Raw genomic sequence first — 14207 nt, 5'->3', positions numbered from 1 at the left:
CTAATATTTTAGTATTAAATAAAGCTCCAAATCCTCTATATTATATCCCGGAAAAAAGATTTTTTTACGCTATGTTAATTACTAATTTATTACGCGATGGAACAACAGTTTTTACAGGAACATATTGTTTAAGCAAGACTCCATTGATCCAATATTTACAACAGCCGCTTAATCCTGCGGGACTTGCCCTTTCTTCGGCAACTAATGCCCTTGTATTAGCCACAACTTCTCAGCGCTCCGAAGCAGAAAAAGCCGCCGCACTTGGCCTGGCAACTCTTTTCCTTTGCGTCATAGCTAAACCTCTAGCAACACGTACAACCATTCTTTTAAACCCTTATGCAATAGTTCAGCTAGCAGCATTTCAGACTCTACTACAAGTGACAGTTTACGGACTTTACAAACTTGCACAGCACTTCACAGTTTCCGTTTCTTTCGACCCCACCTCAGCAGACGACATCAAAAAAATCTCCGTGAGCGAACTCGGAACGCATAAAGCTGAGCTCGAAAGTTCCATGGTTGAAAAGTGGGACACTTTCAACCTCAATATGCAAGCAGCGTTTAACGTGATGCTTGATGAAAATGGACAAAGCACCCTCCCTTTCACCAACTACACTCGCGTCGCTCCACTTTCTGCAAAAGAACTCGAAGTCTTCCAAAAGTTTGTGGGAGAACATGCCACGAAAAAAGAACAATCACAGGTGCTCTTTGATCACGACCTTCCTCCTCCCAAACAGTTTGACTTCCTGCCAGACCCAGCTCCTGAAACCGCCTCGACCTCAACCCTTTCTCCAAGCCAACTCCTATGGTACCACCAAGCATTTAGAGAAAAACTTGCTCCTATAGCGCAAAAAGATGCTTTCACTTTAGCCTTTTACGAAGCAGATCTCCTGCCCCCAAGCAATGCTTTTTTTACCTCTTTACCTATCCCCTCTTCTGCAGACAAAGTTTCCAACGTTCAGGCGCATTACTTTGTGAATTATGACCATCACCACCCCGAAGTTTTTGAAAAACTGACAGAAGATAAACAAGTTGTCTTGAACGAGATTTTCACTAAGGCCGGCAAAGCTCCTTATCTTCTAAAAAAACCTGAAGAACCTCCCATTGAAAGCTCTTCATGGAGCACCGCTAAAAAAGTCATGATTTACGGAGGTTGCGCCCTTGCAGTCATTGCTCTGATCGCCGTTCCAGCCTACTTCTTGATGCATCAGGCAACCCCAGTTTCTCCTGTTCAAACAAATCACACGGATGAACCATGTTTTCCTCCAATTGAAGAACCGGCGCCCACATTGCCAAAGTCAACTCTTCCACAAGTCGACAACTCGACGATTTGCTTTCCTCATGAAAAGCCAGCCGCCAGTCCTTTCCAGAGTCTATCAGATGACATTCCTCAAGAAAACTTCAGAATTGACCTCAGTCACCTCATCACACCAAAATACGAACCGACTCCTGCAAACCAATCTATCTCGATTCTCTACCCTTCTTTAGAATCTCGCTATGCTGTTTGTACCCCAGATCAAGAGCCTCTTCCTCCGCTCATAGCACCTACAGTTGTCCGCCAAGAGTTTCCTCAAGAAGACACTAGATTTGATTTCCGTCACCTCATCACACCTAAATACGAACCGACTCCTGCAAACCAATCCATTTCACTTCTCTATCCTTCTTTAGAATCTCGTTATGCCGTTTGTTCCCCAGACGAAAAGCCTACTACTTCACTCACAGCCCCACCAGTTATCCGCCAAGAGTTTCCTCAAGACACTAGATTTGACTTCCGCCACCTCATGAAACCAAAGTACGAACCGAACCCCGCAAACCAATCCCTCTCGGTTCTCTATCCTTCTTTAGAATCTCGTTATACCGTTTTACCGATCGAAGAAACTCACATCCTGCCTCCCCCATTCTCTCCACAAGACAACTTCTATTTGATAGACACTAGCTTTAACCTTCGCTTCACTAAAAGCACCCGGATCACTCCCCCCAATTCCAATCGCATAGAAAACCCACAACCTTACTCGCTGAACACTCTTGCTTTTGTAGCTTTTCCTATCGTCACTGCGATTGTCGCCATCTATGACCTGTTTTCGAATTGTGCTCATAGAAAACATCCAGCCGGATCTAATTCTTCTACATTAGTCCCTTACAGCCCTCAACGCGAATCAACTGACGGCTTTAATACAGTGTTCAAGAAGGTTCACACGACGGCGTGCGATACCTTCAACTGCTTCGAGGAACAATTAGCGAAGCAGACCTAGATTTGAAGACTCCTCAAGAGCTTATTGAGAGATTTGCGCGTGGTCCACGAGGTTTGGAACAACTGTTCAGAGAAAAGGGAAATGGTTTTCAATGCATCACTGTTCTCGACCCTAATCCAGAGCTTCTGGCTCTTGTCAAAAGACAATTAAGGTACTCTGAAGGTCTTGCAGGATCCAGCTCTTTTCTAGCTCTTCCTGATAGGCAGAATCCCATGCCCAAAATGCTTGAACTTGAACATGAAGCGCCTGTCTCTCAACCACACATTCCACCTGACTTTTCGATTTCTAAGCTACAGCAATTGAGGCACCCCAACATCATTACCAGTTCAAGTGTTTCCTTAACCCCACAGCCCACAATTGATTTTTCAGATGAACTCTACTGGAAACTCTTGCATGAACATGACATGCGCCCTTCCCACGTAATCGATCATACCCTATGGGAAGGTCGTTGTCCTGATAGTAGATGTTGGCTTTGTCGAATCGTTTCGGGATCATCATAACAGCAACCACAGCAAATAGCGTTCCAAAATCTTTGCCACCCAGTCAACCCTACGCTTGCGCTCATGAAAATACCTCGTTACGATTATGTTAAACTTTTAAATTGGCATCTAAGTTATTCTCTTTCATTATTTTTTTCAATCGATTTGTCACTTTGCGTAAAAAAAAGCAAATTTTCACTACCATCTTATTTAAAAATTAGTTTTTACATGCAATTAATTCACATCTTCTTTATAAAGATCATGCTAAAGTTTTTAATATAGGGGTAATTTCCATGAGCGAATCTTCTGTTGGCCACACGTATTATGAAAAGATGAAAGCTGTGATCGATCCTGCATGTTTTGTTGTGACAGGTTTTTTTGGACTAGAAAAGCTGCGATCTTTGGAATGGATCAACGGTCCTATGACACATGAAGCCATGGCTTTGGCTGGAGCTGTCAATGGTTTAACAATCTTTCTGGCTGATCAGATGTTCAAAAGTGGGGAAAGCAACTCACCCTATTACAAGGCGATGATTGCACTGATCGGACTCGCTGCTGGGACTCTCGTCACTCCCTATATTGTGTCGAAAGCTTTGAAATCCCACGCTGTATTGATTACCCCAGCTATGTCATTTCGTATCGCTGCATTTAATTTAGTTGCGAAAGTAGTGATCTACGTAGCCTTTACAAAAGGAGAACAGTACTACAATGCATGGAACTTCCCTGCATTTCAAGATTTTGAAGAAATGACAGAGCCAACCGTTCGGATGCTTTACGACCATTTTAAAGACCGCGCAGATCTTTGGAAACAAAAGTCGTTTAAGAAACAGCTTGGGTTTATCCAAGCATTGCAGAAGTATAGCTTAGATCCCTTAACTATTACTGAAATTGATTTAGAAACGTCATTGACAAAAGTCGAACTTGCGACATTTAGAAAGCTCTATGAAAAAGGGGAACTCACACCTGAACAAGCCACACTTCTCTACAGCTTTCACGTCGCTCCACAAGAAAATCGCGCTTACAAAGCAGAAAACTTACCCGTGATCGATCCTCGAAAAGTCAATGTAGAGAAATTGTCGGACGAACAGATTCGATGGCATCATGAATGGATTATTCGCCATTCTTCTGAGGTTTTACATGCAAGTCAAATTCGAGCGTTTGTTCCTCATTTTTATCGGTTGGACTTATTGCCTCCCTCTACATCCTTCGTGACACAGCTTCCCCTTCCTGAAAATTTCGAAGGACTTTCTAGTGCAAAGGTGTCTTACCTAGCGCATTATTACCTAGAAAACCCAAATAAGTGGGCTGAACTTTCGCTTAAAGATCAAATCATGCTTAAAGAAGCTTTTGCAAAACATGGTCTGGATAAACATCCTCTACGTGAACCTTTGATTGAAGAATTACTCCTACCATATGTTGAAAAGAAGCATCTCAAAGAGTTAAAAAAACACTTCAAAGAAACCCCTGCAGCATGGGCAGTTAAGTCTTCTGATTACCAAACAGGATTTAATAAGGTGTTATCAGATCGAGGATTAAAGGAGTTGGAAATTCCCGATCAGCCTTGGACAACAACGGAAAAAGTTGGATACACCGTTTTTGGGGTCCTTGCTCTCATTGCAATAAGTACTGGTGTAGGCATGTTAGCTGGCGTTATTCCTGTTCCTACTTTGCTTAGTGGTGGTAACAACACAGATCCCAATGAGACACCAAGTCCAAGTCCTCATTATTCATTTCAAGGACCGTGCAGAGATGGATTTGAACGTACAAAAGATGGATGCTCTCTTCTTGAGCCTTTAAAGCTTGATCCGAATCCATTCTTCAATATTGACCCTGAAGCATGCATTGGAAATACAACTTGCACAACGTATTCTGGTCCGATGACAGCAGACCAGTACATCGAACTCTATGGCAAGCTTCCTCCTTTTCCAAAGAAATTCTCAGGTTCTTCAACACCAACGCCAACACCTGTAAGCGAAACACCAGAGTATTTCGATAGCGGTGATCAGTGTATTCCTATGGGCACTGTTTTCCAAGTCAGTACTTGTGCAAACCCATTTTTTAATCATACACTCTCAACTCAGGCTAAAGGCAACACTACGACTGGAGCCAGCACTGAGCAAAACCCTGTTACAGAGGAATTCTCAAGCAACAGAACTGGTTTGACTGACTCTGGTGAGAATTACCCAGTTGGATTTCATTGGCCATCTTATGAGCCGCCCTTTGTTGACGATCGAGAACAACTTGAAAGTATTGATTCTTATGAAGTTGTCTACATGAGAAAAGATGGCGTAGGATCAGGAGAAGTAGATCCCACTGTAGTCCCTTCAGAGAATGCTGCTTCAGAGGACTTCTCAAGCGTCGGAACTGGTTTGGGAGATGTCCAAGAAGAAAGTCAACATGACAATTCTCTGTTAGGCAAAGACATTGTAGTAGAAAAGTTTGATACACCAACTCACCCCATCGTGCCATGTGCTAATGGGTATGAGCGTACAAAATGGATGCTCTCCTCGAATAACAGATAATAGCACGATTACTGAGCTAGACCCTGTAACAATGCAACAGTTCACACTCTCAACTGGAGAAGCTGATCAAGATGGAAGGGTTATTGAAAAGACTGGAACTTCGACTCCTCCAACTGATGAGAAAATCGTCATCACTGGTGATCAAGACCTAACTGAACGTGAAGTAACAGTTATTGAGACATCGGATGAAGCTTCTAAGACACCAACTCCCTCCCCAACTGTCGTCACTGGTAAAGACACCTCTGGTGATCAGGATGGAGCTGTTCGGGATACAGTCTCAGAAACCGAAAATCTTGATACACCAACTCCCTCCCCAACTGACGTCACTGATAAAGACACCTCTGGTGATCAGGGAGGAACTGTTCGGGATACAGTCTCAGAAACCGAAGATCTTGATACACCAACTCCCTCCCCAACTGACGTCACTGGTAAAGATACCTCTGGTGATCAGGAAGGAACTGTTCGGGATACAGTCTCAGAAACTACTGGCAAGGTTACCACTTGGTTCCGTCAAGAAGCTTTGCCTGCAACTAAACGTGGTTTCAGCAAGTACATTTGGAATTTAGAAGGCGCTGAAGTGCGTGCTAGCTACAATGCTGAAATTGCAGAAGGGTACAGCAATAGCACTTTTGGAAAAGCAGCTTTTGATGCTCTACAAGATGGAACACCTATCACTAAAGAGCATGTTGAAGAAGCTGTAGCATTTCGTGAAAAAGTAAAAACCAATCATCAAAACGACTCGGCTTATCTTGAGTGGGTACTGATCCAAGACCGTCAGCTTTACGAATACCACTTCCAAGATAAATGGAACAAGGGTGACTACACAGGAGCACTAAAGGCTTTTTGGGCTGGATTGGGACAAATCCGCGAGACGGGAAGTGCAAATCCAACAATTGCAAATCTTGAAGCTCTGGGCAAATCACCTGAATCGATTGCATGTGGAGCTTTCACTCCAAATGCAGGGCTCAACACAATGTTTGGAGTCAAGCCTCCAAAAGCAGAGTGCCGAGATGTTATTGGAGCACAACCTAAAGCCCCCAGAGGTTGGTCAGCACCCGTTGTCTACACTACTTCACAAGTTGTAGTCGGTGGGATAACTTACAAAGTTGTCCGAAATGTGGTTTGGCCGATTTTAAGCACACTTGGTAGCCTTCTACTTTGCTGCAGACGCGGTAAAAAAGCAGAGCCAAAAGCTGCAGATCCAGTAGCAACTACTTTTGATAACACACTCTGGACCACAACAGATCATAAGCTCTCTAATGCTTATACCGCTCCAAATGCGTTCGATAAGGTTGCCAAACTAACCATTGGTGAAACGGAAGTTAAACGAGAGGGAGCCCATAACCGCCTGGCTGAAACAGCCCGTCAGATGAATGTTATTTTTGAAGCTAATGGACCCTTGAGAGATGCAGCACTTAAGGTCGTTGCCTACATGGCTGCTCATGATCTGCTCGTGGAAGCTCAAAAAGTCGTGACGGATGAAGCTCTAGACTGGTCTAAAGTTGAAGATGGTAGCGTCACTGCAACCATCAAGAAATCAGATGCAGATAACAAAATCTCATTTGTTGTCAGCGCGAGAATTAAAGCAGCTGATTATCAAGTTCACGCTGAATACGATTCTCCTGAAGCAATGCAAGCTGCAGCAAATCTTATGACCTAAGACTAAAGCCCCTTTTAAGGGGCTTTTTTTTAGGTCTCGAGATATTGCTCAGCATAACTCCTAAGCCCGCGACGTATGATCTCGGGCATTTCTATTTTTGAAGGGCAGATAAATGCGGGCAAAGCAAAATCTTCAGGCGACACGCATAGGAGGCCGAGCGACTCTGCGAGTTCAAAATCTTCGGCAAGAATAGCTTTCACGAGATGCATGACTGGGATGCGAAGCGGCATAACCCGATCGTAAATGGCTCCGTCAACAAAGGTTCTTTCTTCGCCATGTTGCAATGTGGTGAAGCGGGCTTTCTTGCGCTTGAAATAGGTAGGCATGCTAGTGTAGCTTTTCGTGCCTAAGCGTAAGAAGTGACAAAAGCGCCTTTTTTGTTCTGGCTGAGGAAGTGCACATAGAGCGTTATCAAAAAACTTGAGCGAGGCATCACAATTCACCTTTGCTCCAATCAAGGGATTGCCGGAAAGCAGGCGTGCAGAATCTTCGTCGCAGCGTCCTCGGATCAAATCTTGGACAGGAGTTCCTCGTGACATTTTGAAATACCCACGCTTACTTTCTGGAATGCCCTCACCCGCAATGCTAATCACTTGCTCATGTTCGTATTTTCCTTCTGACACGAGACGTCCTATAGCGATCACATCGGAAACGGTGAGTGTCCAAACGGCTTGATCATTGCGGGTAATGGGGTGGATGGCTGCGATGTGCAAGGAGGGATTGCCGATCGGATGCGGCCCTTCAGCGGTGTGCCTTTCGACATCTGAGGCATTGAGGAAAGGAGCTGCCGTTGTGTTTTTATGGGTCATTAGATGAACGGGACAAAGAGCAGCTAAAGCAGAAAGTCCTTTTTGAAAGTGGGCTTCATGGCCTTGCACTTCGAGTTCAGGAGGTGGAGCGTAGGGAGCTGAGGACAGGGCACACACAAAGATCGCTTCTGGAATCGTTTGAGGAGCAGGAAGGCGATTGCAGGGGCGCACGACAATATGAGGAAACAGGCCTCCTTGCATGAGGTGGGATAGAAGTTTTTCTTTGGAATTGGTTTGACAAGTTCCATGATCAAAAAATTCTTTATTGGGCTGACAGCTAATGCTAACAGAGAGAATGCGACGTTTGAGGCCACGCACAACTTCTTTGAGTGTGCCTGAGGCAGGCGAAACAAAAACACGCCCTGGGCAAGACTTGTCTTCGAGAAGAGGCTCGCCAATGAGCACTTTATCACCGGGCTTTTTAAGCAGCGAAAAACGGAGAAAGTAAAAGTGATCTAGATCGAGAAAGGCTAGGGCTGGCGCAGGAAGCTGTTGCAGAGTTCCTTTGGGTTTTCCCTCGAGTGGAATGTCGAGTCCTCGCTTGATTTTTAGGTGCACTTTTGCCTCAAATGTTCAATTTTTTTCATCATAGTCATTCTCTTTTGTTTCAGCCATTAAATTTTTTCTTTAGAATTTAGTCATCCTGGAATTGAAGTTTATTTAGAGAATTTCTATACTTCCTTAGACAGGTATCTCAGAGGTGTGTTTATTTTATGTCGATGAATTATTTAGATCAGTTCCAGAAGCACGTAGCAAATCATGACTACCCTTCCTTTCTAACGCTTTGGGAAGAGTATTGCCTAGGCGATGAAGTCGATGGCGAAGAACTGAAAAGAGTTTTAAAAGGCGTCAAGGAATCCGATTTAGCCGTTCCATTTGGACGTCATGTCGAAAAAGGGTTGATCTTGTGGGAAAAAATTCAAGCCACAGATCTTGGACATGAAGTGTACAAATTGATTATCGACCTTCAAACCACAAATGAACCCGAACTGGGAAAACAAATTCTCGATTATTTGAAAGCACGTTATCCAGAAGATGCTTACTATCACGACAAAATTCGCTTAATTGGTCTCCGTGAAGGAAAAGACTTCCAAGGTGCTGTTAGTAACTATGAACTGCTCACCCACATGAAAAAAGGCAACTTTGTTTTTCACACAGGTGGCTGGGGCGTGGGAGAAATCATGGAGATTTCTTTCTTACGCGAACAACTCAGTTTAGAGTTTGATTACGTTTCTGGTCGTAAAGATCTCTCTTTTCAAAACGCGTTTAAAACATTGATTCCTTTGAAAGACGACCATTTCCTTTCACTTCGCTTCGGCAACCCCGATGAACTTGAGCAGCGTGCAAAGAAAAGCCCGATTGATGTCATTCATTCGATGTTGCGCGATTTAGGACCTCTGACTGCAGCCGAAATTAAAGAAGAGCTTTGCGAACTTGTCATTCCAACTGATGAATGGGTCCGTTGGTGGCAAACTGCACGCTCAAAAGTGAAAAAAGACACGATGGTCGAAATCCCAAGTGACATCCGTCAACCTTTCCGCTTACGCGAAGCAGAAGTGACTCATGAAGAAACGCTTCAAAAAGCTTTGGAAAAAAAGCCTAACGCAGAAACGCTCATTCAGATGGTTTATGCTTTCTTGCGCGACTTCCCAGGAACACTTAAAAACGATGCGTTCCGCATGGACTTGCAGCAGAAGATGAAAGATGCGCTCGAAAGTGAAGAGCTTTCAGATGCGCAAGAACTTCAACTTTACTTTTTCCTTGAAGACTTGGAAGTTTCAAAAGACTCGAGTCAAGTTGCAGAGCTCATTAAACGTTTCACATCTCCTGATGATGTGATTCGAGCGATTGAGGTCATTGCGTTTAAAAAGCGCGCACTTGTTGTCATTCGTAAATTACGTGAAGACTGGATTGAGACTTTCTTGAACCTCTTACTGACCATTGATCAAAACCCTATTCGAGATTACATCTTGACGGAACTTCTCAAGGCGAAAAAAGAACCTGAAGTCATTAAAAAGATTGAAGAGTTGCTGTCGTTCCCCAGTCGTCATCCGAATGTCTTGATGTGGTACTTCCAAAAAATCATGAAAGCAGAATCTCCCCCCTTTGCAAGCCAAGATGGAAAGAACCGCTTTTTTGAATCCTTTTTGATTTTACTAAGCACGTTAGAGCAATCGTCTGGTCATCGTGACTTGATCAAGAAAATGCACACGTTTTTGACTTCTGGACGTTACGCAAACGTACGAAAAATTTTCCAAAAAGCCAACATTGAAACAGTTCAAGAATTTTTACTGCTTGCGACAAAGTGTCACAGCTTAAGCGATCACGATATCAAGATCTTTCACTCGCTTGCTGAAGTTGTGCATCCAAGTCTTGCAAAGCTCAGTAAAAAATACGAAGAGCAAACTCAAGAAGATGAAACACCAATCTGGACAACTGAAGCTGGCTATCGAAAGATCAAAGAGCGAATCCATGCAATTTCTACAGTAGAAACTGTGGAAAATGCGAAAGAAATTGAAGTCGCTCGTTCTCACGGTGACTTGCGAGAAAATGCCGAATTTAAAGCAGCTCTTGAAAGACGAGATCGTTTGCAAAGCGAGCTTAAAACTCTATCTGCGCAATTTAACCGCGCACGCATTTTGACTAAAGCCGATGTCCAAGCAGATCAAGTCAATGTTGGCGTGATCATTGACTGCGAAGGAGAAGATGGCTCCAAAGTTTCTTACACTTTACTTGGACCTTGGGATGCAGATCCAGATCAGCACATTCTTTCGTTCCAGTCAAAACTTGCACAATCGATGATTGGCAATAAAGTTGGGGACAAAGTCAACATCCAAGGAAAACAGTTTACGATCGCGAGCTTGCGGAATTATTTCGACAACGTCTAAGATAGGTTGGAATGTAGGTACACCCATGATGAAGCTTGTATTAGCAACCACCAATCTCCATAAAATTCGCGAAATTCGAGCGATGTTAAAGCCGCTTTACAATTTCGATTTTTTGACTTTGCACGATTTTCCTGGCTACGAGCAGCCAGAAGAAACAGGCGAATCCTTTGAGGAAAATGCTTTCTTAAAAGCAACTCACGCGGCACATACTCTCAAAGAATGGGTCTTGGCAGATGATTCGGGACTTGTCGTTCCTGCGCTCGGAAATGAACCAGGTGTTTATAGTGCGCGTTATGCCGGCTTAGGCTCCACAGACAAAGACAACCGCTTGAAACTCCTCAAGGCTTTGGAACAAATCGATGATTCAGAACGGGTCGGCTATTACGTCTGCGCAATGGCTTTAGCCTCACCTGACGGAATCCAAAAACAGGTGAAAGGAACGTGTGAAGGAACCCTTCTCATGACTCCACGCGGTGGTGGTGGTTTTGGATACGATCCCCTCTTTCAAAAATACGATTATAGCAAGACGTTTGCAGAAATCGATGAAGAAACCAAAAACAGGATTTCTCATCGACGTAAAGCTCTCGACAAACTGCTTCCGACGTTAGATTTACTCGCTCAAAAGCATCACAATGAATTATGTCATTGATGGTTACAACCTCTTTTTTCACATAGAGGATGAAGCCAATCCCTTAGAAAAAAAGCGGGAACTTTTCATTGCAGCTCTGCACGATGCACTAGCAGAACTGCACTTACATGCAACTTTGATCTTTGACAGCCACCAAAGTCATGCCGCTGTTTTTCCCACTAAAAAAGATCTTGTTGCTCTTGAAATCATCTTTTCTCCTGAAGGATTTAGTGCTGACGAATACATTTTAGAACGCTTGCGCGCAGAAAAAAAACCTCAGTTGCAAATCGTTGTCACATCCGACCGTGAATTGATACGACATGCGAAACATCTTGGAGCTAAAACCAAAACAATTGAGAGTTTTTTCGAAATGCTCGCGCATCGACACGCTAAAAAATCGCCAAAGAAAGAAGAAAAGATGCACAAAGAATCGTCTCATCATTTTGATCGGTTGCTCGAAGCTTTTGAAAAAAAATTACGAGATGAATCGTCGGACTAAAAACGTTGCTGAGTTTTGCAACACGTGAACAGGATCATCAGCTGCAATTTTTTTGTCTTCTTCACGGATGATTCGAAGACGTTTCTGGAGGTCAGTCATGCAGACGCCTCCCCATTCATGTTTACTTTCAATCACACTTTTGTCGTCATAAACAATCGTCATGTGGCCGTTCCAAATGATCAAATCTAGCGGCTGAAGAAGCTCAGGAATCTGTTCCCACTCTACCCCTTCGATCGGAACGGACCTTCCAGCAAAGAGTAAATCTTGCGTGTTACGTGGAAGTGCTCCTTCAACAGCTTCATAAAGAAGTCCTGAGCAATCCACACCTTGGCATGTCCAACTGACAGACTCCAGCGGTGTGAGGATTTTCTTTGGCGGATAGTAACGCAAAAGTTCTGAAACACCCATGCCTCGATTCCCTCCCCAAATGTAGGGCTTTCCAAGTTGGTTTTTCATCCGCTCTAAAATTTTTTTCGGAGAAGGGAGTTTTTTTTCTCTTTCGGGAGGACGTTTTTTTGTTTGAGTTCCAAATCGACTATCGACAAACAGCGAACCTAAAGTAGGATATTCGGCTGTGCGCACTTGAAGAATGTGATCAGGATGCTTTTCAAGAATTTCAAAGACTGTCCCTGGGAAAGCGATCATTTCAAAAGCACGTACAAGGCTTTGTTGATCAAACGGCAGGGTTCCGGAGATCCCTCCAAAAACTGATTTAAAATCGACTCGATTGAGAACCGGCGTTGAAACTTTTGGGACAAAATAGGCCATCTCGTCAGAATTCTCGTGAAAAAAAAGTCATTATCACAGAAAATTCATATTTATAGAACATTCTTTAGAGGTAAATATGAAAATGCTCAGTCGCCTTCTTCTTGTTTTGGCAATGATGACCCTGACCCTTACCGGTTGCGGCAAAAAAAATGTTTCATCGGATCGTCCCTCTCACACTGCAGCGCACTCTGTCAGATTTAACATTGGCGGTGAGCCTCAAACCCTCGATCCAAGAAAAGTCCGTGCCCTTGCAGATGTCAATTTAGTCAAAATGTTTAACGAAGGACTGACTCGAGTCGATAAGAGCGGAAAGGCTGCTCTTGCCCTCGCAAAAGATGTTCAAGTCTTAAATGATGGGCTCACTTACAAGTTCACGCTCCATGCTAGCAAATGGTCAAATGGGGATGCCTTAACTGCAAGCGACTTTGCCTATGCATGGAAAAAAAGCCTCTCTCCTTCTTTTGCCAGCCCTAACAGCTACATGCTGTTCGTGATTAAAAACGCTGAAGCTGTCAAAACAGGAAAACTGCCAAGCAGCCTCCTTGGAATTGAAACACCTGATGATCAAACTCTCGTCGTCCACCTCGATCATACAATCCCCTATTTCCTCGAATTGACAGAGCATCCGATCTTCTTTCCTGTGAATGAAAAACTCGATCGCACAACTCCCAATTGGGCTGACAATCAACAGACTTATGTTTCGAATGGTCCTTTCCTCATCCATGACTGGAAACACCATAACCTCCTTGAAGCCACAAAGAATCCAACTTACTGGGATGCAAAAGCTGTCAAACTAGGCAAACTTAAGATGGTCATGGTCAACGAAGAAACAGGCTTCAAAATGTTTGAATCCCACGAACTCGACTGGGATGGTTCGCCTTTTTCTGTTGTCCCAATTGATGCCATCGAAGCCTTAAGACAAGCCAATCAACTTCAGACATCTCCAGTTCTTGCAACCTCATTGATCCGCATCAATCTGGAAAAGGCTCCTTTTAAATCGAAAAAAATGCGCCGCGCTTTTGCTCTAGCTATAAGCCGCCAGGATATCGTAGAACATGTCACTCAAGGAAACCAAATTCCTGCCACTGGCATTGTTCCTAAAACGATGGGACTCCAAGACCAGCCCTACTTTAAAGATGGACAAAGCGATGAAGCTGCAGCACTTTTCGAAGAAGCTCTGCTCGAGCTTGGAATGGCCCGTGAACAGCTTCCTGAAATCGTCTTCACTTACGCTGCAGGTGATCGTACACATCCTGTTGCACAAGCAATCCAACAGCAATGGTATGCGACACTAGGTGTCCGCGTCCGTCTCGAACCCATGGAGCGTCAGGTCTACTTCAGCCGTGTGTCCAAACAAGATTACACTTTATCACTTGGAAGCTGGTTTGCTGATTTCAATGATCCGATCAACTTTCTTGAAGTCTTCAAAACCAAATCCAATGGGACGAACAACACCAACTGGGAAAATCCCAGTTATGCTGAGCTTCTTGAGACTTCTTACAACTGCCAAAACCCAGCAGAACGTCTTGCCTATCTTAAGCAAAGTGAGCAATTGATCATGGATGAAATGCCTGTCATCCCGATCTTTTATTACACACTCCTCTTTGTCAAAGATGAAGGCCTTAAAAACGTCGTTCTGACTAAGACAGGCAATATTGACTTTAAATGGGCAGAACTCAATAAGTAGGTTTAAGCGGGGTATAAC

At 43.8% G+C, this 14207-nt stretch carries 10 protein-coding genes; 8 read left to right on the top strand and 2 right to left on the bottom strand.

Translation table 11 applies throughout. The annotated features are described in order from the left end of the window. The first annotated feature begins 71 nt into the window (after positions 1 to 71). The 4 genes from ACOOFG_RS00895 to ACOOFG_RS00880 all read left to right on the top strand — a co-directional run bounded on the left by ACOOFG_RS00895 (position 72) and on the right by ACOOFG_RS00880 (position 6910). A complete protein-coding gene (locus tag ACOOFG_RS00895; RefSeq protein ID WP_420421765.1) occupies positions 72 to 2249 on the top strand; it encodes a hypothetical protein in 2178 nt (725 codons plus the stop codon). Then, the gene (locus tag ACOOFG_RS00890; RefSeq protein WP_420421764.1) at positions 2201 to 2749 is read left to right on the top strand and encodes a hypothetical protein; all 549 of its coding nucleotides are present in this window, start codon (positions 2201 to 2203) and stop codon (positions 2747 to 2749) included. The genes ACOOFG_RS00895 and ACOOFG_RS00890 overlap by 49 nt, the downstream gene beginning before the upstream one ends. A gap of 272 nt (positions 2750 to 3021) precedes the next feature. Beyond that, positions 3022 to 5250: a hypothetical protein gene (locus tag ACOOFG_RS00885; RefSeq protein WP_420421763.1), complete on the top strand. Its 2229-nt coding sequence runs from the start codon at positions 3022 to 3024 to the stop codon at positions 5248 to 5250. Continuing rightward, on the top strand, positions 5210 to 6910 hold the full coding sequence (locus ACOOFG_RS00880; RefSeq protein ID WP_420421762.1) for a hypothetical protein: 1701 nt from the start codon (positions 5210 to 5212) through the stop codon (positions 6908 to 6910). Before ACOOFG_RS00885 ends, ACOOFG_RS00880 begins: the two co-directional genes overlap by 41 nt. 29 nt (positions 6911 to 6939) lie before the next feature. On the opposite strand, the gene nqrA is transcribed toward ACOOFG_RS00880, so the two are convergent. Then, positions 6940 to 8277 (bottom strand): NADH:ubiquinone reductase (Na(+)-transporting) subunit A, encoded by a 1338-nt coding sequence (gene nqrA, locus ACOOFG_RS00875; protein WP_420421761.1) that lies wholly within the window; start codon positions 8275 to 8277, stop codon positions 6940 to 6942. Between the two features lie 155 nt (positions 8278 to 8432). On the opposite strand from nqrA, the gene ACOOFG_RS00870 reads away from it, so the two are divergent. The 3 genes from ACOOFG_RS00870 to ACOOFG_RS00860 are packed head-to-tail and all read left to right on the top strand — an operon-like array spanning position 8433 to position 11734. Further along, entirely contained in the window at positions 8433 to 10607 is a 2175-nt protein-coding gene (locus ACOOFG_RS00870; protein ID WP_420421760.1) for a GreA/GreB family elongation factor, read from the top strand. 25 nt (positions 10608 to 10632) lie between these two features. Continuing rightward, positions 10633 to 11256, top strand: a complete 624-nt coding sequence (gene rdgB, locus ACOOFG_RS00865; RefSeq protein ID WP_420421759.1) for an RdgB/HAM1 family non-canonical purine NTP pyrophosphatase — start codon at positions 10633 to 10635, stop codon at positions 11254 to 11256. Next, positions 11240 to 11734, top strand: coding sequence for an NYN domain-containing protein (locus tag ACOOFG_RS00860; protein WP_420421758.1), 495 nt, complete (start codon positions 11240 to 11242; stop codon positions 11732 to 11734). Before rdgB ends, ACOOFG_RS00860 begins: the two co-directional genes overlap by 17 nt. Here the strand turns inward: ACOOFG_RS00860 and ACOOFG_RS00855 are convergent. After that, the gene (locus ACOOFG_RS00855; RefSeq protein ID WP_420421757.1) at positions 11711 to 12502 is read right to left on the bottom strand and encodes a C40 family peptidase; all 792 of its coding nucleotides are present in this window, start codon (positions 12500 to 12502) and stop codon (positions 11711 to 11713) included. The genes ACOOFG_RS00860 and ACOOFG_RS00855 overlap by 24 nt on opposite strands. A 76-nt stretch (positions 12503 to 12578) precedes the next feature. Here ACOOFG_RS00855 and ACOOFG_RS00850 point away from each other — a divergent pair, with 76 nt between their 5' ends. Then, positions 12579 to 14189 (top strand): peptide ABC transporter substrate-binding protein, encoded by a 1611-nt coding sequence (locus ACOOFG_RS00850; protein WP_420421756.1) that lies wholly within the window; start codon positions 12579 to 12581, stop codon positions 14187 to 14189. Positions 14190 to 14207: the final 18 nt, after the last annotated feature.

Source organism: Simkania sp. (assembly GCF_965215465.1).
Lineage (GTDB): Bacteria > Chlamydiota > Chlamydiia > Chlamydiales > Simkaniaceae > Simkania.
Note: the sequence above shows the minus strand (reverse complement) of the source record. Positions and strands in the feature narration are given on the sequence as shown.

Bases quoted from the DNA above. Each gene is read 5' to 3' on its own strand.
- ACOOFG_RS00895 (WP_420421765.1), top strand. From the start codon at position 72: ATGTTAATTACTAATTTATTACGCGATGGAACAACAGTTTTTACAGGA.
- ACOOFG_RS00885 (WP_420421763.1), top strand. From the start codon at position 3,022: ATGAGCGAATCTTCTGTTGGCCACACGTATTATGAAAAGATGAAAGCT.
- ACOOFG_RS00880 (WP_420421762.1), top strand. From the start codon at position 5,210: ATGAGCGTACAAAATGGATGCTCTCCTCGAATAACAGATAATAGCACG.
- ACOOFG_RS00870 (WP_420421760.1), top strand. From the start codon at position 8,433: ATGTCGATGAATTATTTAGATCAGTTCCAGAAGCACGTAGCAAATCAT.
- rdgB (WP_420421759.1), top strand. From the start codon at position 10,633: ATGATGAAGCTTGTATTAGCAACCACCAATCTCCATAAAATTCGCGAA.
- ACOOFG_RS00860 (WP_420421758.1), top strand. From the start codon at position 11,240: ATGAATTATGTCATTGATGGTTACAACCTCTTTTTTCACATAGAGGAT.
- ACOOFG_RS00855 (WP_420421757.1), bottom strand. From the start codon at position 12,502: ATGGCCTATTTTGTCCCAAAAGTTTCAACGCCGGTTCTCAATCGAGTC.
- ACOOFG_RS00850 (WP_420421756.1), top strand. From the start codon at position 12,579: ATGAAAATGCTCAGTCGCCTTCTTCTTGTTTTGGCAATGATGACCCTG.